The 22164-nt window shown below is 69.1% G+C and carries 23 protein-coding genes; 15 read left to right on the top strand and 8 right to left on the bottom strand.

The genetic code is table 11. From position 1 onward, the window contains the following. Positions 1 to 4: 4 nt before the first annotated feature. Positions 5 to 799 carry a DNA-3-methyladenine glycosylase family protein gene (locus tag ACGFH6_RS34830; RefSeq protein WP_393392672.1) on the bottom strand — a complete coding sequence of 265 codons (795 nt, stop codon included), beginning with the start codon at positions 797 to 799 and terminating at the stop codon, positions 5 to 7. A 406-nt stretch (positions 800 to 1205) separates the two neighbouring features. Between ACGFH6_RS34830 and ACGFH6_RS34825 the strand changes: the two genes are divergently transcribed. Then, positions 1206 to 1673, top strand: coding sequence for a hypothetical protein (locus ACGFH6_RS34825; protein WP_393392669.1), 468 nt, complete (start codon positions 1206 to 1208; stop codon positions 1671 to 1673). Here ACGFH6_RS34825 and otsB read toward each other — a convergent pair. From otsB to ACGFH6_RS34810, 3 genes are read right to left on the bottom strand one after another with little or no spacing between them, the layout of a single operon-like run. Beyond that, positions 1639 to 2472, bottom strand: a complete 834-nt coding sequence (gene otsB / locus ACGFH6_RS34820) for a trehalose-phosphatase (RefSeq protein ID WP_393392666.1) — start codon at positions 2470 to 2472, stop codon at positions 1639 to 1641. The genes ACGFH6_RS34825 and otsB overlap by 35 nt on opposite strands. Continuing rightward, a complete protein-coding gene (locus ACGFH6_RS34815) occupies positions 2469 to 3095 on the bottom strand; it encodes a LytR C-terminal domain-containing protein (RefSeq protein WP_393392663.1) in 627 nt (208 codons plus the stop codon). The genes otsB and ACGFH6_RS34815 overlap by 4 nt, the downstream gene beginning before the upstream one ends. 2 nt (positions 3096 to 3097) lie before the next feature. Continuing rightward, positions 3098 to 3406 (bottom strand): DUF3263 domain-containing protein, encoded by a 309-nt coding sequence (locus tag ACGFH6_RS34810; protein ID WP_393392660.1) that lies wholly within the window; start codon positions 3404 to 3406, stop codon positions 3098 to 3100. Between the two features lie 148 nt (positions 3407 to 3554). On the opposite strand from ACGFH6_RS34810, the gene ACGFH6_RS34805 reads away from it, so the two are divergent. The 4 genes from ACGFH6_RS34805 to ACGFH6_RS34790 are packed head-to-tail and all read left to right on the top strand — an operon-like array spanning position 3555 to position 8763. Next, positions 3555 to 4958 (top strand): amidase, encoded by a 1404-nt coding sequence (locus ACGFH6_RS34805; protein WP_393392658.1) that lies wholly within the window; start codon positions 3555 to 3557, stop codon positions 4956 to 4958. Continuing rightward, positions 4949 to 5950 carry a Gfo/Idh/MocA family protein gene (locus ACGFH6_RS34800; protein ID WP_393392655.1) on the top strand — a complete coding sequence of 334 codons (1002 nt, stop codon included), beginning with the start codon at positions 4949 to 4951 and terminating at the stop codon, positions 5948 to 5950. The genes ACGFH6_RS34805 and ACGFH6_RS34800 overlap by 10 nt, the downstream gene beginning before the upstream one ends. 7 nt (positions 5951 to 5957) lie before the next feature. Further along, positions 5958 to 7355 (top strand): trehalose-6-phosphate synthase, encoded by a 1398-nt coding sequence (locus ACGFH6_RS34795; RefSeq protein WP_393392653.1) that lies wholly within the window; start codon positions 5958 to 5960, stop codon positions 7353 to 7355. Then, complete coding sequence (locus tag ACGFH6_RS34790) at positions 7342 to 8763, top strand: FGGY family carbohydrate kinase (RefSeq protein WP_393392651.1); 1422 nt, start codon at positions 7342 to 7344, stop codon at positions 8761 to 8763. The genes ACGFH6_RS34795 and ACGFH6_RS34790 overlap by 14 nt, the downstream gene beginning before the upstream one ends. Here the strand turns inward: ACGFH6_RS34790 and ACGFH6_RS34785 are convergent. Next, entirely contained in the window at positions 8760 to 9758 is a 999-nt protein-coding gene (locus ACGFH6_RS34785; protein ID WP_393392649.1) for a hypothetical protein, read from the bottom strand. The genes ACGFH6_RS34790 and ACGFH6_RS34785 overlap by 4 nt on opposite strands. 100 nt (positions 9759 to 9858) lie before the next feature. Between ACGFH6_RS34785 and panD the strand changes: the two genes are divergently transcribed. Both panD and ACGFH6_RS34775 read left to right on the top strand, forming a co-directional pair. After that, the gene (gene panD, locus ACGFH6_RS34780; RefSeq protein WP_393392647.1) at positions 9859 to 10281 is read left to right on the top strand and encodes an aspartate 1-decarboxylase; all 423 of its coding nucleotides are present in this window, start codon (positions 9859 to 9861) and stop codon (positions 10279 to 10281) included. A 17-nt stretch (positions 10282 to 10298) separates the two neighbouring features. Beyond that, positions 10299 to 11768, top strand: coding sequence for an aminopeptidase P family protein (locus tag ACGFH6_RS34775; protein WP_393392644.1), 1470 nt, complete (start codon positions 10299 to 10301; stop codon positions 11766 to 11768). A 53-nt stretch (positions 11769 to 11821) separates the two neighbouring features. Here ACGFH6_RS34775 and ACGFH6_RS34770 read toward each other — a convergent pair whose 3' ends face one another. Next, complete coding sequence (locus ACGFH6_RS34770) at positions 11822 to 13756, bottom strand: M13 family metallopeptidase (protein ID WP_393392641.1); 1935 nt, start codon at positions 13754 to 13756, stop codon at positions 11822 to 11824. A gap of 129 nt (positions 13757 to 13885) precedes the next feature. Here ACGFH6_RS34770 and ACGFH6_RS34765 point away from each other — a divergent pair, with 129 nt between their 5' ends. Then, the gene (locus ACGFH6_RS34765; RefSeq protein WP_393392638.1) at positions 13886 to 14923 is read left to right on the top strand and encodes an SMP-30/gluconolactonase/LRE family protein; all 1038 of its coding nucleotides are present in this window, start codon (positions 13886 to 13888) and stop codon (positions 14921 to 14923) included. A gap of 7 nt (positions 14924 to 14930) precedes the next feature. On the opposite strand, the gene ACGFH6_RS34760 is transcribed toward ACGFH6_RS34765, so the two are convergent. Together ACGFH6_RS34760 and ACGFH6_RS34755 are read right to left on the bottom strand one after the other, a co-directional pair. Further along, positions 14931 to 15224 (bottom strand): HU family DNA-binding protein, encoded by a 294-nt coding sequence (locus ACGFH6_RS34760; RefSeq protein WP_131352976.1) that lies wholly within the window; start codon positions 15222 to 15224, stop codon positions 14931 to 14933. 133 nt (positions 15225 to 15357) lie between these two features. Next, positions 15358 to 16143 carry a phytanoyl-CoA dioxygenase family protein gene (locus ACGFH6_RS34755; RefSeq protein WP_393392634.1) on the bottom strand — a complete coding sequence of 262 codons (786 nt, stop codon included), beginning with the start codon at positions 16141 to 16143 and terminating at the stop codon, positions 15358 to 15360. A 71-nt stretch (positions 16144 to 16214) separates the two neighbouring features. Here ACGFH6_RS34755 and ACGFH6_RS34750 point away from each other — a divergent pair, with 71 nt between their 5' ends. The 7 genes from ACGFH6_RS34750 (at position 16215) to ACGFH6_RS34720 (ending at position 22162) form a co-directional block, all read left to right on the top strand. Then, positions 16215 to 17048 carry a helix-turn-helix domain-containing protein gene (locus ACGFH6_RS34750; protein WP_393392631.1) on the top strand — a complete coding sequence of 278 codons (834 nt, stop codon included), beginning with the start codon at positions 16215 to 16217 and terminating at the stop codon, positions 17046 to 17048. A 54-nt stretch (positions 17049 to 17102) separates the two neighbouring features. Continuing rightward, positions 17103 to 18119 carry an LCP family protein gene (locus ACGFH6_RS34745; protein WP_393392628.1) on the top strand — a complete coding sequence of 339 codons (1017 nt, stop codon included), beginning with the start codon at positions 17103 to 17105 and terminating at the stop codon, positions 18117 to 18119. Positions 18120 to 18139: 20 nt separating this feature from the next. Then, positions 18140 to 18919, top strand: a complete 780-nt coding sequence (locus ACGFH6_RS34740; RefSeq protein ID WP_393392626.1) for a YndJ family protein — start codon at positions 18140 to 18142, stop codon at positions 18917 to 18919. Next, positions 18916 to 19479: a DUF1990 family protein gene (locus tag ACGFH6_RS34735; RefSeq protein ID WP_393392623.1), complete on the top strand. Its 564-nt coding sequence runs from the start codon at positions 18916 to 18918 to the stop codon at positions 19477 to 19479. The genes ACGFH6_RS34740 and ACGFH6_RS34735 overlap by 4 nt, the downstream gene beginning before the upstream one ends. A gap of 146 nt (positions 19480 to 19625) precedes the next feature. After that, positions 19626 to 20303: a uracil-DNA glycosylase gene (locus ACGFH6_RS34730; protein ID WP_131352982.1), complete on the top strand. Its 678-nt coding sequence runs from the start codon at positions 19626 to 19628 to the stop codon at positions 20301 to 20303. A gap of 189 nt (positions 20304 to 20492) precedes the next feature. Continuing rightward, positions 20493 to 21194, top strand: coding sequence for a DUF969 domain-containing protein (locus tag ACGFH6_RS34725; RefSeq protein WP_131352983.1), 702 nt, complete (start codon positions 20493 to 20495; stop codon positions 21192 to 21194). Next, positions 21191 to 22162: a DUF979 domain-containing protein gene (locus tag ACGFH6_RS34720; protein WP_393392619.1), complete on the top strand. Its 972-nt coding sequence runs from the start codon at positions 21191 to 21193 to the stop codon at positions 22160 to 22162. The genes ACGFH6_RS34725 and ACGFH6_RS34720 overlap by 4 nt, the downstream gene beginning before the upstream one ends. Positions 22163 to 22164: the final 2 nt, after the last annotated feature.

Raw genomic sequence — 22164 nt, 5'->3', positions numbered from 1 at the left:
ACGGCTACCTCAAGCGATGGGTCGCGCCCGGGGTGTGCGTGGGCAGGGACTTGCGCGGGCCGTAGCGGGGGTGGCGGATGCCGGCCATCTCGAGGAGCCGCTGCACCCGGAACCGGTGGCCTCGGTACGGCTCGATCAGCTCGGCGCACCCGTCGTCGTCGAGTTCCTCGCCGATCAGCGCGTACGACACGTCGCGGGACACGTGGTAGTCCGCGAACGAGAACGCGTCGGCGTCACCGTGCGCCCGCTGCCGCACCTCGGCCGCGGTCCACACCCCGACGCCCGGCAGCGACCGCAGCCGCCGCTCGATCTCCGCCGAGTCCGTCAGCTCCAGCGTCCGCTCCAACGCCTTGGCCCGGGTCGCAGCCGTCACCACAACCCGCGAACGCCGGCCCTCCACCCCGGCCCGCAGCCACTGCCACGACGGGATCTGACGCCACTCCTCCGGCGACGGCGGGACCATCATCACGCGCCCATCCCGTGTGCTCGGACCTGGCGCCGGCTCGCCGTACTCACGCAGCAGGAGCCGCCAGGCCCGGAACGCCTCCTTGCCCGTGACGACCTGCTCGATCCCCGCGGCCGCCATCGCCTCGAACACCGCCCGCGTCCGCGGCACCCGAACATGCGGGAACCGCCGAGCCGCATCCACGAGCGCCCCATGCTCCGGCAACGGCTCGAACCCGTCCCAGCTGTCCGCCTCGCCCAGCAACTCCGGCACCCCGTCGAGGACCCAGGCGGCCCCCGGCCCCCACGCCTCCGCCTCGACTTCCCCGGCGTACGGCGTCAGTCGCAGGAGCACCGGCCCCTCCGGCGTTCGCGTAGCCCGCCAGACCGTACGACGACCCCCCTCGAAGTAGTACGCAGGGTCCCCAGGCCCCTTCCGCAACCCTCCGATCACCGAATGCGGATCAACCATCCGCCCAGCCCGCCAAACCCGCACCACCGAACTCACCCACCAAGTCTTACTCACCCCACGGACATCCCTGCGCAGGCGGCGTGCAGATCGACAGGTAGTGTCGGGCCGCTCGTAGTGCACCTGAGCGCACGGCGTGTCCTGCGTACGGCGTATCGCAGGTGCACTACCCGTCGAGCGGTACACCGCCGGTCGATGACCCACACCGTTGTCCCGGCCATGGCATTGCCGAGTCCGGGATCCCGATGTCCTGAGAATTGAGACATCAGGACATCGGCTCGATACTGACCACATGGGTGGGTGGCAGTGGGTGAAGGTGGTGGGGAACTTCCTGAATCTGTCGACGGTGGCTGGGTTGCTGGTGGGGGCTGTCGGGCGGGCTCGGGTGAGTCGGGGGCCGCGGGGGTTGTACTTCGCGAACGGGTACAAGATCAAGTTCCCGGTGGCGGGGGCGTTCACGATCGGGAACGTGGTGCTGAGCAAGCACGAGCGCTCGTACTTCGACGACGAGGCTCTCGTGCGGCACGAGGAGCGGCACTCCTGGCAGTACTTCTGCCTGCTCGGGTTGCCGATGCTGCCGCTGTACGTCGTCGGCGTGATCGTGTCGTTCCTGCTCACCGGCGACCCGGCGTCGCGCAACCCGTTCGAGCGGATGGCGAGCCTCAAGGACGGCGGGTACGTCGAGCGGCCGATCCAGCCGATCGGTCAGACCCTGACCCAGGCGTTCAGCGGGCTGCGATCGCGTCCGAAAGGGCCGTGAGGACCGTCACCACGCCGGTCGGGTCGTCGACCACGATGTCCGCGGCCTCGATCAGCTCGGTCGCGCCGGACGACCGCGTGGCCAGCAGCACCGCGCGCAGTCCGGCCTTGCGGTGCTCGTCGATCGCCCGGAACGCCGCCAGGTCGCCGAGGTCGTCCCCGGCGTACAGAACCGACTCAGCGCCGGTGACCTCGATCAGACCGCGCAGCGCGACGCCCTTGTCGATGCCGGGCGGCCGCAGCTCGAGCACCAGGTTGCCCGGCTCCAGCCGCAGCTCAGTGGCCGCGGCCAGCTCGGTCAACGGCATACGCAGGCGCTCCAGCGCACCGACCGGATCCGGCAGCCGGCGGGTGTGGACCGCCAGCGAGCTCTCTTTGTCCTCGACGAACGCGTCCGGCAGACCGGCCTCCTGCAGCAGCCCCGGCAGCCGCGAGCGGGCCACAGCGACACCCTCAGGCACCGGCTCGCTGGTCACCCGGCCGGTCGACGCATCCCACCGCTCCAGACCGTAGTGCCCGAGTACGACGAGACTCCCCAAACCAGCGTGGCCGGTGACACCCATGAGCTCGGTCGCCACCAGGGCCGGACGACCGGTGACGATCGCGACCTGCTTGACCGACCGGGCCAGCCGGGCCAGTGCGTCCAGCGCCCCGTCGACCGGGCGGGCTCGCGCCGGGTCCTCGACCAGCGGCGACAGCACACCGTCGAAGTCGGACGAGATGACGGCTCCGGCCGGGTGGGCGACGATCGCCTCCCAGCCCTCCTGACCTGCGTCCGTCTGGATGACCGGCGTACTCATCCGGTGTAGTCCGAGGTGAGGATCACGGTGAGGCGGTCCTTCTTCATGTTGTCCAGCGCGCCCTTGGTCCGGCTGATGCCCAGGTCGCGGGCGAGCTGGTTGGCGGCGTCGAGCATGCCCGGCGGGTAGTACACGGTGCTCTCGGCGATCTTGCCGTGCCAGTTGTCGGCACCGGCGACGGTCCAGCCGGCCTGCCGCGCCCGGCCTGCGACCGAGTCGGCCAGGCCCTTGCGCCCAGTGTTGTTGTAGACCTCGACCGCGGGCCGCTCAGCCGGCGGGATGGCCGGCTCGGTGGCCGGCGGCGGCGCGGTGGTCGGCTCGCTCGACGGCGGCTCCGTCGGCTCAGGGGTCGGCTCCTCAGTCGGCGCACCGGTGGGCTCGGTCGTGGGAGGCGCCGGCGTTTCGGATTCACCGGGCTTCGGCACGCTCGCGACGATCGTCGACGGCCCGGTCGTCGGCTTGGTGCTCGGCTTCGGGGTGGTCGCGCTGGACGGCTGGTCCGCGGTGCTGTCGCCACCGCGCGTGCCGAACAGCACCAGCAGGCCGGCGACGATCGCGACGACGGCGAGCACGGCGACGAGGGACGAGAGGACCTGGCCCCGTTCGTCCGTCGGGCGGGACATTCTCAGACCTCGATGCCCAGCCGGCGTGCGGAGCGGGCTCGCTGCCGGGCGGCACGCAGGCGGCGCAGCCGTTTCACCAGCAGTGGATCGTGGGCGAGAGCCTCGGGCCGGTCGATCAGTGCGTTCAGGACCTGGTAGTACCGGGTGGCCGACATCTGGAACTGGTCCCGGATCGCCTGCTCCTTCGCACCGGCGTACTTCCACCAGTGCCGCTCGAAGGCGAGGATGGCGCCGTCACGCTCGGAGAGCCCGGCGAGAGCCGGCGGCGCAGCCTCGGCAGGACCGGGAGAGCTGGCGTTGGCGCTGTCCATCTGTTGGTGACTCCTGTGCGGTCGGTGATCGTCCGTCCGCGCTCCACTGTACGTGCTGAACAACAGCGATGTCATTCACCGATGACCGACACGAAGCGTGTCGTTGAGCGGACAGCCAGACGTGGCCAACTCTGGCAGGATCGACGCTGTGAGCTCAACTCTCTCCAGCGTGGCGCTGGTAGAAGAGCTGCAGGCCAGGAGCCGTGAGGTGGACCCGCTGGTCAACGCCATCTGCACGCCGAACACTGCCGCTCTCACCCATGCCGCCCAACTCGACACAGAGCGTGACGATGGGCGCGTCCGCGGCCCGCTGCACGGCGTACCGATTCTGGTCAAGGACAACGTCGACACCGCCGACCTGCCGACGACTGCCGGCTCGCTGGCGCTGGCCGATCAGCCGCCGCCACCGGAGGACGCCCCACTGGTCCGCCGGCTGCGTGCGGCGGGCTGCGTCGTCCTCGGCAAGACCAACCTGAGCGAGTGGGCCAACTTCCGCGGCTCGTCGTCGTCATCCGGCTGGAGCGCGTACGGCGGCCTGACCCGCAACCCGTACGCCCTGAACCGCTCGGCCGGCGGCTCCTCGAGTGGATCCGGCGCAGCCGTGGCCGCCGGGCTGGCGGACTATGCCATCGGCACCGAGACCAACGGGTCGATCGTCTGCCCCGCCGCGCTGAACGGCATCGTCGGCCTGAAGCCCACGGTCGGCCTCGTCTCGCAGCAGGGCATCGTGCCGATCTCGCACTCGCAGGACACGGCCGGGCCGATGACCAGGACCGTGTTCCAGGCCGCCGCCTTGCTGACCGTGCTGACCGGCGGTGACACCGACTACACAGAGCACTGCCGTGGTGACGATCTCAGTGACCTGCGGATCGGCGTACCGCGAGGACCGCTGTGGGGGTACTCGACCGGCCTCGACGAGGTCAGCGAGCGGGCCCTGGAGATCCTCAGTCGCTGTGGCGCCACGCTGGTGGACCACTTGTCGCTGCCGACGCCCGGTGGCGACGAGGACCAGTTGCAGGTCCTGGCCCACGAGCTGAAGGTCGATCTGGCCGCCTACCTGTCCACCCGCGTGCCCGGGGGTCCTCGCACGCTGGACGACCTGATCGCGTTCAACAAGGAGCATGCGGACGTCGAGCTCCAGTGGTTCGGTCAGGAGCTGTTCGAGCGGGCCGCGGAGACCGAGGGCCTGGGCTCCCCGATCTACGTCGCTTCCCGGCTGACCGCGCTGCGGGCCGGCCGGGACGGCATCGACAACCTGCTCCAGGACAACCAGCTCGACGCCCTGGTCTCGCCGTCGTACTCGCCGGCCTGGACGATCGACCTGGTGAACGGCGACCACGTGCTCGGAAGCTCGTCCTCGCATGCCGCGCTGGCGGGCTATCCGCTGCTGTCGGTGCCGTCCGGAACGGTCTCCGGACTGCCGGTCGGGATCACCTTCAGTGGTACCGGCCGGAGTGACGCCACGCTCATTCGCTTGGCTCACGCGTTCGAAACGGCGAGAATCAAGGCAGACGGACCGTTTCCGACCCCGGAGTTCACACAGTGGGTGTAGATCGCGTCAGGTGGGGCGTTGTTGCTACTGGCAACATCTCTACGTCGTTCACGAGGGACCTGAAACTACTCGCCGACGACGCCGTGGTCACCGCTGTCTCGTCCCGGTCCCAGCAGAGCGCGGACCGGTTCGCCGCCGAGTTCGGCATCGAGCACGCGTACGACGACTACCGCCGACTGATTGAATCCGGCATCGTCGACGTGATCTACATCGGTACACCGCACCCACAGCACTACGCGATCGCCCGCGCCGCACTGCAGGCCGGTATCGCGGTCCTGTGTGAGAAGCCGGTCACACTCACCGCCGAGCAGGCCCGGGACCTGATCGCAGTCGCCACCAAGCACAACACGTTGTTCGCCGAGGCGATGTGGATGCGGACCAACCCCGTGATCCAGGCGATGTTCGCCGATCTGCACAGCGGGGTGATCGGCGAACCGCAGCAGGTCGTCGCGGATTTCGCGTTCCACAAGCCGTCGCTGCCCGCACGCCTGCTCGACCCCGCGCTGGGCGGCGGTTCGCTGATGGACGGCGGCATCTACCCGATGACGTTCACCTATATGGCCCTCGGGCGACCCGCCGAACTCAAGGCGGTCGGCTCGCTCAACGACGACGGCATCGATCTGAACGTCGCCATGGCCTGGCGGTACGACTCCGGCGCGGTGGCCGCGATCACCTGCGGCCTGCGTTCACAGAACCCGTGGACAGCCTCGGTGAGTGGCCCCGACGGCAGCCTGCAACTCCCACACCGCTTCCACCACCCGGAGTACTACGTGCGCAGTACGGCGTCCGGCGCGGAGCGGATCGACGTACCGACGCATGGGCTTGGGTACCACTACGAAGCCGCCGCAGTGATGCAGGCGCTGCGCGATGGACTGGTCGAGGTCCCGTCGCTGCCGCATGCCGCCACGGTCGGGATCCTCGAGCTCCTCGACGAGACACGGAGACAGATCGGGGTCCGTTACCCCGGTGACGACGACGACCTGAGTGGATGAACTGAATATGCCGAACGGACGAAGTTCCTTCGTAGTGGTGGCCAACCGGCTGCCGGTCGACCGGATCGAGATGCCCGACGGCAGTACGGCGTGGCGGCGCAGCCCAGGTGGTCTCGTCACCGCCCTGGCCCCGGTGATGCAGCGGGCCCACGGGGCGTGGATCGGCTGGACCGGGAGCGCCGACGAGAAGGTCGACCCGTTCGAGAACGACGGCATGCACCTGGTCCCGGTGATGCTGTCGGCCGAGGACGTCCAGCTGTACTACGAGGGCTTCTCGAACGCGACGCTCTGGCCGCTGTACCACGATGTCATCGTGGCGCCGGAGTTCCATCGTGAGTGGTGGGAGTCGTACGTCGCGGTGAACCGGCGGTTCGCCGAGGCCGCGGCGGACGCCGCCGAGGACAACGCCGACGTCTGGGTGCACGACTACCAGCTGCAGCTGGTGCCGGCGATGCTGCGCCGGCTGCGTCCGGACGTCCGGATCGGCTTCTTCCTGCACATCCCGTTCCCGCCGACCGAGCTGTTCGCGCAGATGCCGTGGCGGCGGCAGATCCTGGACGGGCTGATGGGTGCGGATCTGGTCGGCTTCCAGAGACCTGGCGCCGCGTCGAACTTCGCCCGCCTGGCCCGCAACCGGATGGGGCTGCGGACCCGCGGCGACCGCATCCACCTGCCGGACGACCGGATCGTCCGGGCCAAGGCGTTCCCGATCTCCATCGACGTCGGCGAGCTGGAACAGCTGGCCCGCCAGCCGGAGACCGACCAGCGCGCCCGCGAGATCCGCAAGGAGGTCGGCGATCCGGCGCACATCCTGCTCGGGGTGGACCGGCTCGACTACACCAAGGGCATCCGGCAGCGCCTGCGCGCGTTCGGTGAACTGCTGGACGAGAAGCGCATTTCCGTCGACGACGCGGTGTTCGTCCAGGTGGCGACGCCGTCGCGGGAGCGGGTCGAGCAGTACCGGGTGCTGCGCGACGAGATCGAGCTGCTGGTCGGCCGGATCAACGGCGAGCACGGCCGGATCGGTACTCCGGCGATCAACTACCAGCACACGTCGTACTCGCGGACCGAGATGGCCGCGCTGTTCCGGGCCGCCGACGTGGCCGTGGTGACGCCGCTGCGTGACGGCATGAACCTGGTCGCCAAGGAGTACGTCGCCTGCCGGTACGACGACACCGGCGCGCTGGTGCTGAGCGAGTTCGCCGGCGCCGCGGACGAGTTCCGGCAGGCTTTCCTGGTGAACCCGCACGACATCAACGGCATGAAGGACACCATCGTCGACGCGATGAACACCGACGACCGCCAGCTCGGCCGCCGGATGAAGGCGATGCGCAAGCACCTGGCCGCGCACGACGTGAACGTCTGGGCCCAGTCCTTCCTGAAGGCCCTGCATGACGACGACTGACGGCCGGGTGCTCGCGCTCGACTTCGGGACGTCGTCGTCGCGAGCCCTGGTGCTGACGGCCGGCGACGCCGCGCCGGTCCCGGGCGCGCTGGCCCGGCACAAGATCTCCCCCACCTACGGCACCGGCGGCTCGGCGACGCTGGACCTGCACCAGTACGTCGAGGGCCTGCTGGGCTGCGTGGACGAGCTCCAGCAGAACGGGCACCTGGACGACATCGGCGCGATCGTGGTCTCGTCGCAGTGGCACTCGATCGTTGCTCTGGACAACAAGGGCGAGGCACTGACGCCGGTCGTCACCTGGGCGGACACGCGGTCGGTCGACCTGGATCTGGGATCGTCGTTCGACGAGCACGCCTTCCACGCGCGCACCGGATCCTGGCTGCACCGCCTCTACTGGACGCGGCGGATCCCTTGGCTGCTGTCCGAAGGATCCCCGGCGGGCTTCGCCGGTCTGCCCGACCTCGTGATCGAGCGGCTGACCGGCGAGCGGGTCACGTCGGTGTCGATCGCCTCCGGCACCGGGACCCTCGACCTCGCCACCGGCGAGTATGACGACGAGGCGCTGGAGATCGCCGGGGTCAAGGCTGACCGGTTGCCGTCGATCGTGCCGACCGGCTGGACCGCTCGCCTGTCCCCCGAGTACGAACGCCGATGGCCCGGCCTGGTCGGCGTACCCGTCCATCCGCCGACCGGCGACGGCGCCGCGTCGAACGTCGGGACCGGTGGGTACGACGAGACGACCGCTGCTGTGACCGTGGGGACATCGGCCGCGGTGCGGGTGGTGCATCCGATCGACGGCGCGCCGGAGCTGCCGTGGGAGCTGTGGCGGTACCGCGTCGACGACAAGCGGGCAGTGACCGGGATGGCGTTCTCGGCCGCGGGGAATCTGCATGCCTGGCTGACCGGCGTACTGCGGCTGACCTCGGACGAGCCGACCGGTGTGGAGATCGGGGCGACGCGAGTGATCGCGGTCCCGTTCCAGGCCGGGACCAGGCCGCCGGCCACGGTGCCGAGCGGATCCGGGGCGTACTTCGGCCTGTCCTTCGACGACACCGCCGCGGACCTGTTGGCCGCCTCGATGCAGGGCGCCTCGCTGGAGGTCGACCGCGGGCTGCGGATGCTGGACTCGCTGTTCGGGCGTGAGCTGTCCGTCGTCCTCGGCGGTGGTGGCATCGACGCCTCTGCCTGGTGGCGTCGCTGCCTCACCGCGACCTTCGCCCGGCCCACCACGGTCTGCGCGGAAGCAGAGGTCGGCGCGCGCGGTGCCGCGGCTGTGGCCCTCGGCCTGTCACCACAGCCTGGCGGCGAGCACCTCGACCCGGTTCCGGCCGACGTGGACCGCGTCGCCGCGCTTCGTCCGCGCTACGAGGCGCTACGCGAGCTGGCAGTGCAGGCCTCCGCACTCTAGGTCGTCAGGATCTTCTCGGCCAGGTCGGCGTAGCTCCAGCCGTGGGCGGCGGCCGCTCGCGGGACGAGGCTGACCGGAGCCAAGCCGGGCAGAGCGTTCACCTCGAGGCAGTGGGGACTGCCCGACGCGTCGCAGCGGAAGTCCGCCCGCGAGTACGCCGGAGCGCCGAGCGCGTCGTGAGCGGTGCGGGCCAACTCCTGCAGCCGCGCGGCGAAGTCCGGAGTCACCTCAGCCGGGCAGATCTCCCGCGCGGCACCCGGCTGGTACTTCGTCTCGTAGTCGAAGATCGCCGTGGACAGCTCGATCTCGACCACCGGCAGGACCTGGTCGCCGACAACGCCGACGGTGAACTCACGACCGGGCAGGAACGGCTCGACCAGGAGGTCGGTCCGCGGTGTGATCGCGGCGAGCTCCTCGAGCGTCCGGACCTGGCGGACGTCGACACTCGAGCCGTCCGCGATCGGCTTCACCACGACTGGTCCGGCGTCCAGGAACTCCTTCACCCGGTCCGGCAGCCCGGCGCCGGACCGGAGTACGACTCGCTCGGCGACCGGGACGCCGTACGCGCCGATCAGTGCCTGGCAGCGGTCCTTCTGCCAGCTGAGCGCGCAGGTCGCACTGCCCGCACCGGTGAACGAGATGCCGGCCATCTCCAGCAGCGCCTGGACGTGCCCGTCCTCGCTCCAGCCGCCGATCAGTCCCATGAAGACCCGGTCCGCCGCGCGCATCCGCCGCAGTACGTCGCCTCCGGTGAGAGCGGCGTACATCCGCTCCCGCCAGAGCGGCTGCTCGTCCATCACAGGCGGTGTCTTCGGGATCGGGTACGACGTTCCGTTCCCCTCCACCCTCTCCACGAGCACCGGCTCGGCTGCCGCCGGGTCGATCACCGACACCTCGTGGCCACGCTCGGTCAGCGCACCCGCCAACGCCCAGCCACCGGACAGCGAGACATCTCGCTCCGAGCTCTCGCCACCACACAGCATCACCACACGCATGAGCCGCCCTCCTCTGGGACAGTCTGACGCCCTGGACACCTCGGTAGTTGGGTGACCGCCGCCACTGACAGGATCCGGGCCTGCCGGGATCATGACGCGCATGCTGCGCGAGATCATGAAGTCGAAGGTCCACCGGGCGACCGTGACGCAGGCGGATCTGCACTACGTCGGGTCGTGCACGCTGGACGCGGACCTGATGGATGCGGCCGACCTGCTGCCCGGCGAGAAGGTGGACATCGTCGACATCACCAACGGCCAGCGGCTGTCGACGTACCTGATCGAGGGACCGCGCGGGTCCGGGGTGGTAGGGATCAACGGGGCCGCGGCGCACCTGATCCATCCGGGCGATCTGGTCATCCTGATCGCCTACGGGATGTTCGACACCACCGAGGCCAAGGTCTTCGAACCGAGCGTAGTCTTCGTGGACGAGCACAATGCGATCACCCGCATCGGCTCGGACCCCGCCGAGGCGCTGCCCGACTCCGGCACGCTGCGGGGCGACCAACTGCACACCCCGCGCTGAGACAGGACTGGTCCAGGATGACCGAACCCGGCGAGACCACCGCTGACACCACCGCCGCCACGACCGGCGAATCCGCACCGAAGACCGCGTCGCACGACAACGAGCCGAACCCGAAGCTGCGCGCGTTCATGAACTCGGGCTGGGCCGACTCGGAGCGACACGACGTGACGCTCAGCGACGTCGGCGTGTGGGCGTCCAAGCGGCGGGACGCGCTGTCGCAGGCGTTCCCGGGTGAGCGACTGGTGATCCCGGCCGGCACCTACAAGGTCCGTTCGAACGACACCGACTTCGTCTTCCGCCCGCACACCGACTACGTCTGGCTGGCCGGCGACCAGACCTCCGACGCCGTCCTGGTGCTGGAGCCGAACGGCACCAGCGGCCACGACTCGGTGCTGTACTTCCGGCCCCGCGCGGACCGCAGCGAGGGCGAGGAGTTCTGGCGCGACCGGATGTACGGCGAGCTGTGGGCCGGCCGGCGTCCGTCGCTGACCGAGACCGCCAAGGAGTTCGGGATCGAGACCCGGCACGTCGACCAGCTCGCGGACGCGCTCAAGGGCGACGTACCCACCCGGGTCCGGCGCGACGAGGACGCGTCGATCGCGTCGCTGCTGACCGGCGCCCGGACCGACGACCTCAAGGACAACGAGCTCGCGGCCACGCTGTCGGAGCTGCGGCTGGTCAAGGATCCGTTCGAGCTCGAGCAGCTCCGGGACGCGGTCGCGATCACGCACCGCGGCTTCTCCGACGTACTGGCCGAGATGGACAAGGTCCGCGAGTACGGCGAACGCTGGATCGAGGGCACGTTCTTCCGCCGGGCCCGGGCCGAGGGCAACGATCTCGGCTACAGCTCGATCGCCGCGTCCGGTCCGCACGCGACCACGCTGCACTGGATCGAGAACGACGGCACCGTCGACAACGGCACGATGATGCTGCTCGACATGGGCGTCGAGAACCGCCAGCTGTACACGGCGGACATCACTCGCACGCTGCCGGTGAACGGCGAGTTCACCCCGCGCCAGCGCGAGCTCTACCAGCTGGTGCTGGACGCGCAGAACGCCGGCATCGCGGCGGTCAAGCCCGGTGCGCGGTTCCGCGCCCCGCACGAGGCAGCGATGGAGGTCATCGTCCACGGCCTCGACGCGATGGGCCTGCTGCCGGTCTCGGCCGAGGAGGCGCTCGACCCGGAGAGCATGCTCTACCAGCGCTACACGCTGCACGGCGTCAGCCACATGCTCGGTCTGGACGTGCACGACTGCTCGGCGGCGCGGTCGGAGAAGTACCGCAAGGGCGAGCTGAAGACCGGCTACGTGCTGACGGTCGAGCCGGGTCTGTACTTCCAGGCCGACGACCTGACCGTGCCGGAGGATCTGCGCGGCATCGGCATCCGGATCGAGGACGACATCCTCGTCACCGACGACGGCGCCGAGAACCTCTCCGACGCGATGCCACGCGACATCGAGGGCATCCAGAACTGGATGGCTTCCTAGCACAGCCCGAAAGGGGCCGCACCGGGATCGGTGCGGCCCCTTTCGCTTGTCTGCTACCAGATCCGGACGCGTTCCTCGGGGGCGAGCCACATGCCGTCGCCTTCGGTGCTGTCGAAGGTCTGGTGGAACTGGTCGATGTTCTTCACCACAGCGTTGCAGCGGAACTCGGGCGGCGAGTGCGGGTCGATCGCGAGCCGCCGCGCGGCCTCTTCCGGCCGGGTCTTGGTCGACCAGGCGTGCGCCCAGGAGACGAAGAACCGCTGCCCGTCGGCCTGCGCCGGCTCGGCGCCGTCCAGCGACAACTGGTAGGCGACGTACGCGATCGACAGGCCGCCCAGGTCGCCGATGTTCTCGCCCAGGGTGAGCTTGCCGTTCACGTGCTGACCGGGCGTCTCGGCCGGCTCGAGGACGTCGTACTGCGCGACGAGCTTGTCGGTGCGCTGCTCGAACGCGGTCCGGTCCGCGTCGGTCCACCAGTCGTTCAGGTTGCCGTCGCCGTCGTACTTGGAGCCCTGGTCGTCGAAACCGTGGCCGATCTCGTGCCCGATCACCGCGCCGATCGCGCCGTAGTTGACCGCGTCGTCGGCGTCCAGGTCGAAGAACGGCGGCTGCAGGATGCCGGCCGGGAAGACGATCTCGTTCATCCGCGGGTTGTAGTACGCGTTGACCGTCTGCGGCGTCATCTTCCACTCGGTCCGGTCCATCGGCTGACCCAGCTTGGCCAGGTCCCGCGCGGTCTCCACCGCGACCGAGCGGCGGACGTTGCCGAACAGGTCGGCCGGGTCGATCTCGAGCGCGCTGTAGTCCTTCCACTTGTCCGGGTAGCCGATCTTCGGCATGAACGTGCCGAGCTTGTCGAGCGCGCGCTGCCGGGTGTCCGCGCCCATCCAGTCAAGCGTTTCGATCCGCTGCCGGTAGGCCTCGACCAGGTTCTGCACCAGTTCGACCATCCGGGCCTTCGCGGCCGGCGGGAAGTGCTCGGCGACGTACAGCTGACCGAGCGCCTCGCCCAGCGCCTGCTCGACCACACCGACGCCGCGCTTCCAGCGCTCGCGCAGCTCCGGGGCACCGGTCAGAGTCTTGCCGTAGAAGGCGAAGTTCTCGTCGACGAAGGCCCTGCTCAGCAACGGCGCCGCGCTGTGCACGATCCGCCAGCTGAGCCACTCCTTCCAGCGGTCCAGCCCGGCGTCCTGCACGGCCGCGGCGGCTCCGGTGAAGAAGTCCGGCTCACGGACGACGACCTGCTCGAAGGCGCTCTCCGGTACGCCGGCACCCGCCAGCCACACCGACCAGTCGAACTCCGGGGTCAGTGCCTCCAGGCCGGACCGATCGACCTTGTTGTAGGTCAGCGTGACGTCGCGGTTCTTCACCCGGTCCCAGTGGTGGCCGGCGATCCGCGTCTCCAGCTCCATGATCCGCTCGGCGGACCCGGCCGGATCGGGCAGTCCGGCCAGCTCCAGCATCCGCGCGACATGCGCGACGTACGCCGTCCGCTCGCCGGCGAAGTTGTCCTCGCGGTAGTACGACTCGTCCGGGAGGCTGAGGCCGCCCTGCATCAGGTACACGACGTACTCGTCGGACTTCTTCGCGTCCGCGTCGACCCAGTAGTGGAACAGGCCCGGCACGCCTTGCAGCTCGAGCTGCCCGAGCGCCGACACCAGGCTGGGGACGTCCTCGATCGCGCGGACCAGGGCCAGCTGCTCGGCGATCGGCTCCGCGCCGAGACGCTCGATCGTGTCCTCGTCCATGAAGCTGCCGTACAGGTCGCCGATCTTGCGCGCCTCGCTGCCGTCCGGATGCCCGGCCGCGACGGTCTTCTCGACGATCGCACGGACGTCCTGCTCGGCGGTGTCCCACAGCGCATGGAAGGCGCCGTAGATGGCCTTGTCCGCCGGAATCTCGTGCTCGGCCAGCCATTGCCCGTTCGCGTGCCGGTACAGATCGTCCTGCGGGCGCACCGTGCCGGAACTGTCGATCCCTGCTGTCATCCCTGCCCCTTGTTCCCGAAGTCGAGTTGCTGCCAGTGACAGTACCCGCTCGCACGGACGAGGATTTGAACCATCCACAGGGATGCGCCGTTGTCCCTGTAAAGGACATCGGATCAGGAGGGCCCGCCCATGTCTAACCTTGTCCGCCGGCTCACCACAGTGCTGAGCGTGCCCGCTCTGCTGCTGGTCCTGGTGAGTTCGCCGGCCGACGCCGCCCCGGCCATGACCCAGACCACGACCCAAACCACGACGCAGACCACGACCAAGTTCCCGGCCCGCATCGACCTGCCGGACGGGTTCCAGCCGGAAGGCATCGCGATCGCCGGCGGCAAGGCGTTCTTCGGCTCGCGGGTGGACGGTGACATCTACCGCGCCGACCTGAAGACCGGGACCGGGAAGGTGTTCAGCCAGGGACCGGGCACCGCCTCCCTGGGAATGAAGGTGGACCGCTCCGGACGGCTGTGGGTGGCCGGCGCCGGCGCCGGCAACGGCCGTGTGGTCGACCTCCGCACCGGCCGCATCCTGAAGAGCTACACGTTCACCACCTCGACCGCGACGTTCGTGAACGACGTGATCCTGGGCAAGGACGCCGCCTGGTTCACCGACTCGCAGCAGCCGGTGCTCTACAAGGTTCCGTTCGGCCGCCACGGCCGGCTGGCCGGGCAGTCCGCGGTCAAGACCGTCCCGCTCAGCGGCGCCTACCAGCACACGCCCGGCGTCACCAACGCGAACGGCATCTCGCTGACGCCGGACGGCCGCGGCCTGATCATCGTGCAGTCGTCGACCGGTTTCCTCTTCCGGGTCGACCCGCGCACCGGCGTGACGACGCGCGTCGATCTCGGCACCGAGGTGATGACGAACGGCGACGGCCTGCTGCTCATCGGCAAGACCCTGTACGTCGTCCAGAACCGGCTGAACACGATCGCGGTCGTCAGCCTGAACTCCGCCGGCACCAAGGGGATGGTGGAGCGGCGCATCACCAGTGACGACTTCGACGTACCGACCACCGCGGCGGCGTTCGGGAACCGGCTCTACCTGCCGAACGCCCGGTTCACCACACCGCCGACGCCAACTACGGAGTACTGGGCCACCGCGGTCCAGATCTCGCCGATCAAGCACTCGGCCGACGACGGCCAGTGCGACCCGATCCGCTTCCTGAAGGGGTGATCGGGGGTCAGGAAACGGTCCGGAGGTCACCTCGTGCGGCAGCCTTGAGACGGCTGCCGCACGAGAGGCGCACGGAGTAGCCGGCCGGGATCGCCAGCGGTTCGCCGGTCTGCGGGTTGCGGCCGGTGCGCGGTGCGCGCAGCACCCGCTCGATGCTGAGCAGACCGGTCAGCGACACCTTGTCGCCCTTGTGCACGGCCTCGGTGACGACGTCGCCCAGCGCGTCGAGGACCTTCTCGGCCTGGTTCCGCGGGATGCCCGCCTTCTGCGCCACCCCGGCGACCAGCTCGTTGCGGTTCACGGCTCTCCTCCGATTCGCTAACCCTTCGATCGGCACCGTAACCGAAATGATTGTCGTTAGCGAGAAGCGCCCGGAATCCGGTCGACCGCACCGGAGCGGGAACTTCGCCGGCGGGGTCGGCGTCTTGAGTCGCTCAGAGTCCGTCCTGGTCATGCCAGTGGTTCTGCCAGCGCGCGTCGACGGCGTCGTCGGCCCGCTGGTAGCGAATGTCGGTGGAGAGCCGCATGTCGGTGGACACGTTGTCGAGCGCCGCGTGGATGGTGTGGGCGGTGTGGATCACGACGTCTCCGGCGGCATAGTCGGTGACGAGCCAGTTGGCGTCGTACTCCTCGGCCAGGCCCGGCAGGTCGGCGGTCATGGAGGCTGCGGGTCGCTTGAGTCGTCCTGAGGCCTCGTCCGCGAGGACTCTGTGGTGGCTGCGTTCCAGATAGGTCAGGCCGCCGCGGCTGACCGGGCAGTCGCCCAGTGGGATCCACGCCGACAGCACCTGGTCGCTGCCCCCACGCAGGTAGACGAGGTCGTAGTGGGCCTGCGTCGCCGTACCGATGCCGTTCTCGCCCGGTGCGGTCTGCCGGATGATCTTCCGCTTGTGCAGGAAGGGATCACCACCCAGGAACCACTCGAACCACCCCTTCAAGGCCGGCTGCGTGCAGAAGGCGGCGTACTCCGCCCCCTGCACGATCTGACCGAACAGCACTTTCCGGTACGTCGCCCGCTCGGTCACCGATCCGATGAGCCCGAAGTAGTAGCGCCGGAACGCCAGCACCTCCTCGGGATCCAGCAGCCCGGTCAGGAACAGATACCCGTCCCGCTGCAACCTCTCCCGCAACCGCGACCGGTCCCGACGCTCCCGCTGCGGCACGACGCTCAGCTCACCGAGCCGCCGCTCATCCAGCACATACCCGTTCGAAGTCAGCACACGTCCATTGCATCCGGGTCGCGGCCGCACCGGAATGGACAGCCGGGACCCGATTCTTGGACTCTTGTGTCATGCCGAACTGGTCGATCTACCTGACTCCTGGCGCTTCTGAGCGTGAGCTTGGACTCTTCTGCCTCGGAGCCGGCGAACAGGATCACCCGCCTGACGCACCCCCGGAGCGAGCCCTCGGCTGCCACGCTCTGGTCTGGATCAAGGAGGGCCGCGGGCAGCTTCTGCACGGCCCCGACCGCCGGCTGCACGAGGTGAAGGCACCCGCGATGCTCTGGCTCTATCCCGGCGTTCTGCACGGCTACCGACCGACGACCCGCTGGCGTCAGGCATGGGCGCTGTTCGGCGGTCCGGCCACCGCGGCCCTCACCACACTGGGCCATCTCGACCCGTCCGCGCCCGTACGACGGTATGCCGACGCGCGACCGGTCGACCGCGCATTCACCCGACTGCTGCGAGTCAGTAGGACGCATGACGCCGTACAGACGGTCGCTGCTCTGTATGAGCTTCTCGCGGCGGCCGCACCGCCGCGTGCTGATGATGTGGCCGGGCGGTTGAGCGAGTTGGCGTGTACGCCGATGAGCATTCAGGACTACGCCACTGAGCTCGGGCTCACGGTGAAGGAGTTGCGCGAGGCGGTCCGTCGTACCACCGGATCCACGCCGCAGGAACTGGTCCTGACCACAAGACTCAACACTGCAAAGGTTTTGCTCGCGGAGGAAGACCTGTCCGTCGCCGCGGTCGCCCGGCAGGTCGGGTACGACGATCCGGCGTACTTCACGCGCTTGTTCACCACCCGGGTAGGGCTTTCGCCCGGCGGCTTCCGGCGTTCTGGTTCGGTTTCGGGCCGGATTTCCTCCTTCCGGAGGAGGCGGGATCGACTTTCCGCCATGTAAAACCGTTCAGTGGGGTGACGTGCACCAGTACCCGGCACCGCTACGGTCGTGGGTATGAGTCAACCGCAGCCCATCGACCCACGCTACGTGAGCCGGCCGCCGCAGGCACGACCGAAGAAGCGGCGCAACTGGTTCCTCCGGACCGTCGGACTGATCGTCCTGCTGTTCATCCTCATGCTCGTCGCGGTACCGCTCTACGCCTGGAGCCGGATCGACAAGATCGACGCGATGCCGACCGGCGATCGGCCGGCCGAAACCCCTGGAACGACCTACCTGATGGTCGGCTCCGACGCCCGCGAGGACCTCAGCCGGGCCGAGCGGGCCCGGCTGCACACCGGCTCCGACAGCGGTGCCCGGACCGACACGATCATGATCATGCACGTGCCCGACTCCGGACCTACGGCGCTGATCAGCGTCCCGCGCGACAGTGCCGTGACCATCCCCGGGATGAAGGGCAGGCACAAGATCAACGCTGCCTTCAACAAGGGCCCGGCGCTGCTGATCGAGACCCTCGAGAACGCGACCGGCCTGCGGATCGACCACTACGTCGAGGTCGGCTTCGGCGGCTTCGCCTCGGTCATCGACAGCGTCGGCGGGATCAAGATGTGTTTGCCCAAGGCAATGAAAGACAAGGACGCGCACATCGACCTGCCGGCCGGCTGCCAGGAGCTCGACGGTGTGAACGCGCTCGGGTACGTCCGCTCCCGCAAGGCCGACGGCAACAACGACTTCGGCCGGGTCGAGCGGCAGCGCGCGATGGTCGGTGCGGTCGCGAAGAAGGCCAGTTCGCCGTCGACGTTCCTCAACCCGGTGCGTTACTTCAACGTCGCCACCAAGGGTGTGGACGCGTTGACCGTCGACAACGACATGAGCCTGTTCGACTTCATCCGCTTCGCCCGCGGGATGCGCGCGGTCTCGGGCAGCGGCGGTGTCAGCCTGACCGTCCCGATCGGCGACGACAACTACCGCCTGTCGGACGGCAGCGTCGCGGTGAGGTGGGACCAGAAGAAGGCGCTGGCTCTCTTCAATGCCCTCAAGCAGGACAACACGAGCGGTCTCAAGAGCGCTTGACCGTCCTCGTCCATGCTGTCGTGAGCCTGGGCATGCTCGTCGTCGTACCGCTCGGCCTCACGCTCCTGCCAACGCGAACCACCAGCACCCGCTGGTGGTTCGCGTTCGCCATCCCCGGGGCACTCGCCCTCTGGCTGCCACGTGGCCCGGTGTCGATCACCCTCGCGTCGATCTACCTCGCCGGCACGCTCGTGCTCATCGTCCTGGCCGGCCGCCATCTCCTGCAGCACAAGGCGATCCGCCCTCGCGAGGTCGCGCTCTACACGGCATTGGCAACACCGTCCATCGCCGCTCTCGCGTTGGTCGCCGAACGCTCGTCGTACGAACTGTTCGGCTTCAGCCTGACCGTCCTCACCCTGACCGTCGCCCATTTCCACTTCGCCGGATTCGCGGCCGCGCTGATCGCCTACCTGGTCTCTGATCGTCCGGGCCCGACGACCACCGCCGCCGCGATCAGCGTCCCGCTCGGCACCGGGATCGTCCTGCTCGGGTTCTTCCTCGGCGACGCGGTGGAACTCGCGGGTGCCGCCGTACTGACCGCAGGGATGTGGTTGGTCGGGTGGAACCTCTGGCGGCGCTCACGGCAGGCCGGGCGCACCACCGCCGCCCTTCTGCTCGTCTCCGCGTCGGTCCTCGTGGTGACGATGGTGTTGGCGTTGACTTGGGCCGCGGGGCATGTCGTTGGTACGCCGTACCTACCGTTGGAGTGGATGGTTGCGACACACGGCCTGGCGAACGCTGTCGGGTTCGCATTGTGCGGAGTACTGGCGTGGCGACGGCTGAGGGAAGGGGTTCGATGAGGCTGGAGGATCTGGCCGGGCTGCGGTTCAACTACGACGTGGTCGGTTCGACGCGGTACGACGAGACGCCGCAGGGGTACCACCGGCTCGAGTACCGGGAGCGGATCGGCGTGGGCGACGAGGTCTTCCGTCGTGCCGGTGAGGCGCTGCTGGGATGGCGCATGCACCGCGCCGCAGGCATGCCGATGACGGCGACCGACACCCCGCCCGCCATCGGCACGAACAGCCTCGGCAGGCTCGGCGCCGGCATGCTCGTCGGCCGCCTCCGCACCCTGTCCCCGGTCGGCCTGCTCGGATTCCCCGTCCCGTGCCGCGTCGTCTGGACCGTCGACGAACCGGACCGCACCGGCTTCGCCTACGGCACTCTCGAAGGCCACCCGGGGTCCGGCGAGGAGTCGTTCGTCGTCACGCGCGACCCCGACGGCATCCACTTCACCGTCCGCGCCTACAGCCGCCCCGCCACCTGGTACACCCGATTCGGCGGCCCCGCCACCCGCAAGGCCCAACACCTCGCCGCCCGCCGCTACACCCAAACCCTCCGCCGCCTGGCCACCCCCTGACCAAAGCAAAGGCCCCGCAAGCTCATACCTTTGCGGGGCCGGGTCCTTTGTATCGTGGGGCGCAAGGCTGGGGGCTGACCAACACGCGAACAGGTGTCGACAACCCGGGGTGCGCGGGTGGGTGGGGTGCTGCGAAACTGTGGCGGGTGAGCCCGAAGACGTTGACGGATTTGGTGGCGCCGGACTGGGCGGAAGCGCTGGCGCCGGTGGAAGAGACGGTCGCGCGGATGGGTGAGTTCCTCCGGGCGGAGATCGCGGCCGGGCGGCCCTACCTGCCGGCCGGGGAGAACGTGCTGCGCGCGTTCAAGAGTCCGCTGCAGCAGGTCAAAGTGCTGATCGTCGGCCAGGATCCGTACCCGACGCCCGGCCACCCGGTCGGGCTCAGCTTCTCGGTCGCGCCGGATGTCCGGCCGATCCCGCGCAGCCTGGCCAACATCTACCGCGAGCTGATGGCGGACGTCGGCGTACCGGCTCCGTCGAACGGCGACCTGACGCCCTGGGCCGACCAGGGCGTGCTGATGCTCAACAGAGTGCTCACCGTGCAACCGGGCAAGTCCGGTGCGCACCGCGGCAAGGGGTGGGAGACCGTCACCGAGCAGGCCATCCACGCGCTGGTGAACCGCGGCGGTCCGCTCGTCGCGATCCTGTGGGGCCGCGACGCCCAGACCCTGAAGCCGATGCTCGGCAGTACGCCGTACGTCGAGAGCGCGCACCCGAGCCCGATGTCGGCCGATCGCGGCTTCTTCGGCTCCCGCCCGTTCAGCCGCGTCAACGCCCTCCTGGTCGAGCAGGGCGCCACCCCGATCGACTGGCGCCTCCCCTAGCAGTCCAGTACGCCGACAACCAGCAGCCCAGTACGACGACAACGCGCCGGACCCACGCGGTCACGGCGCGTTTCATCGTTCTCCGAAGAAACTTGTTCGAATGATGCATTGCAGGATCGTTCAACAATCTCTTATGGTGGCCGGACTCGCGTCAATCGATGCAACACCGTTCCGTCCCCGGGAGGAACCATGTGGGTTCTGCTCGCCATCGCGGTGGTCGTCGTCGGGTTCGCCCTCCGGCTGAACTCGATGCTGGTCGTGACCGCGGCCGGCATCGTGGCCGGCCTGATCGGCGGCCTGTCACCGGTCAAGATCCTGAACGCCTTCGGCGACGGGTTCGCCGGCAGCCGGTCCGTCACCGTCTTCATCGTCACGCTGCCCGTGATCGGGCTGATCGAGCGCTACGGCCTGCAACACCAGGCCCGCAAGCTGATCGGCAAACTGAAAGTCATGACCACCGGCCGGCTGCTGGCCGTCTACCTGCTGATCCGGCAGGGCACGGCGGCCCTCGGCCTGACCAGCATCGGTGGTCCCGCCCAGGCGGTCCGGCCGCTGATCCATCCGATGGCCGCCGGCGCCGCGGAGCGCCGCTACGGCTCGCTCTCGGAGCGGGTGCAGGAGAAGATCAAGGGCTTCGCCGCCAGCGCCGACACGGTCGGGCTGTTCTTCGGTGAGGACATCTTCGTCGCGATCGGCTCGATCCTGCTGATCACCGGCTTCGTCGACACGACGTACGGCCTGCATCTGGAGGCGATCGACATCGCGCTCTGGGCGATCCCGACCGGCATCTGCGCACTGCTCATCCACGGCGTCCGGCTGTTCCTGCTGGATCGCCAGCTGGACAAGCTCGCCGCCGAGGACCGGGCGAACGCGAAGGAGGTGGCGCAGTGATCAAGGTCGAGTGGTTCTACTGGCTCTGCGGCATCTTCTTCGTCCTGATCGCGGCGCAGGTGATCAACGACCGCAGCAACCCGAAGCGGATCGGCTCCGCGGCGTTCTGGGGCATCCTCGGTCTCTCGTTCGGCTACGGCACCTTCGTGGTGAACAAGCAGGCGCCGTCCTGGCTGCTCGGCATCGCGGTGATCGGACTGGCACTGCTGGCCGGGGCCGGCTTCCCCGGCCGGGGCAAGGAGCGCACCACCAGCCCGGAGGAGCGGATGCGCTTCGCCGACCGGTTCGGCAACAAGCTGTTCCTGCCGGCGCTGGTGATCCCGGTGGTCGCGGCGATCTTCGGCGCCTGGCTCGCCAAGGTGCATGTGGGTGACGGCAAGCTCCTGCTGCAGTCCGGCTCCGCCACCATCATCGGCCTCGGCGTCGCCTCGCTGCTCGCCCTCGCGGTCGGAATGGTGCTGCTGAAGCCCAAGTCCCCCGCGGTCCCGATGCACGAGGGACGACGGCTGCTCGAGCACATCGGCTGGACCGCGATCCTGCCGCAGATGCTGGCCACGCTCGGCCTGCTCTTCAACGCCTCCGGTGTCGGCACGGCAGTCGGCCGAGTGACCGACCACCTGATCCCGAAGGGCTCACTGATCGCGGCTGTGGCTCTGTACTGCATCGGGATGGCGGTCTTCACGATCATCATGGGCAACGCGTTCGCCGCGTTCCCGGTGATGACGGCCGCGGTCGGCTGGCCGCTGCTGGTGCAGCAGTTCGACGGTACGCCCGCGGTCGTGTTCGCGATCGGCATGCTGGCCGGCTTCTGCGGCACCCTGTGTACGCCGATGGCCGCCAACTTCAACCTGGTCCCGGCGGCACTGCTCGAGATGAAGGACCAGTACGGCCCGATCAAGGCCCAGGTCCCGACCGCGGTTCCCTTGCTGGCCTGCAACATCGTCCTGATGTACGTCTTCGCGTTCTGAGG

Source organism: Kribbella sp. NPDC049227, assembly GCF_043197265.1.
Classification (GTDB): Bacteria; Actinomycetota; Actinomycetes; order Propionibacteriales; family Kribbellaceae; genus Kribbella.
This window is presented reverse-complemented; position numbering and strand designations above follow the sequence as displayed.

Excerpts from the sequence above, each read along its gene's own strand:
- ACGFH6_RS34825 (WP_393392669.1), top strand. The coding sequence starts at position 1,206 with ATGGGTGGGTGGCAGTGGGTGAAGGTGGTGGGGAACTTCCTGAATCTG.
- otsB (WP_393392666.1), bottom strand. The coding sequence starts at position 2,472 with ATGAGTACGCCGGTCATCCAGACGGACGCAGGTCAGGAGGGCTGGGAG.
- ACGFH6_RS34815 (WP_393392663.1), bottom strand. The coding sequence starts at position 3,095 with ATGTCCCGCCCGACGGACGAACGGGGCCAGGTCCTCTCGTCCCTCGTC.
- ACGFH6_RS34810 (WP_393392660.1), bottom strand. The coding sequence starts at position 3,406 with ATGGACAGCGCCAACGCCAGCTCTCCCGGTCCTGCCGAGGCTGCGCCG.
- ACGFH6_RS34795 (WP_393392653.1), top strand. The coding sequence starts at position 5,958 with ATGCCGAACGGACGAAGTTCCTTCGTAGTGGTGGCCAACCGGCTGCCG.
- ACGFH6_RS34790 (WP_393392651.1), top strand. The coding sequence starts at position 7,342 with ATGACGACGACTGACGGCCGGGTGCTCGCGCTCGACTTCGGGACGTCG.
- ACGFH6_RS34785 (WP_393392649.1), bottom strand. The coding sequence starts at position 9,758 with ATGCGTGTGGTGATGCTGTGTGGTGGCGAGAGCTCGGAGCGAGATGTC.
- panD (WP_393392647.1), top strand. The coding sequence starts at position 9,859 with ATGCTGCGCGAGATCATGAAGTCGAAGGTCCACCGGGCGACCGTGACG.
- ACGFH6_RS34775 (WP_393392644.1), top strand. The coding sequence starts at position 10,299 with ATGACCGAACCCGGCGAGACCACCGCTGACACCACCGCCGCCACGACC.
- ACGFH6_RS34770 (WP_393392641.1), bottom strand. The coding sequence starts at position 13,756 with ATGACAGCAGGGATCGACAGTTCCGGCACGGTGCGCCCGCAGGACGAT.
- ACGFH6_RS34765 (WP_393392638.1), top strand. The coding sequence starts at position 13,886 with ATGTCTAACCTTGTCCGCCGGCTCACCACAGTGCTGAGCGTGCCCGCT.
- ACGFH6_RS34750 (WP_393392631.1), top strand. The coding sequence starts at position 16,215 with ATGCCGAACTGGTCGATCTACCTGACTCCTGGCGCTTCTGAGCGTGAG.
- ACGFH6_RS34745 (WP_393392628.1), top strand. The coding sequence starts at position 17,103 with ATGAGTCAACCGCAGCCCATCGACCCACGCTACGTGAGCCGGCCGCCG.
- ACGFH6_RS34735 (WP_393392623.1), top strand. The coding sequence starts at position 18,916 with ATGAGGCTGGAGGATCTGGCCGGGCTGCGGTTCAACTACGACGTGGTC.
- ACGFH6_RS34725 (WP_131352983.1), top strand. The coding sequence starts at position 20,493 with ATGTGGGTTCTGCTCGCCATCGCGGTGGTCGTCGTCGGGTTCGCCCTC.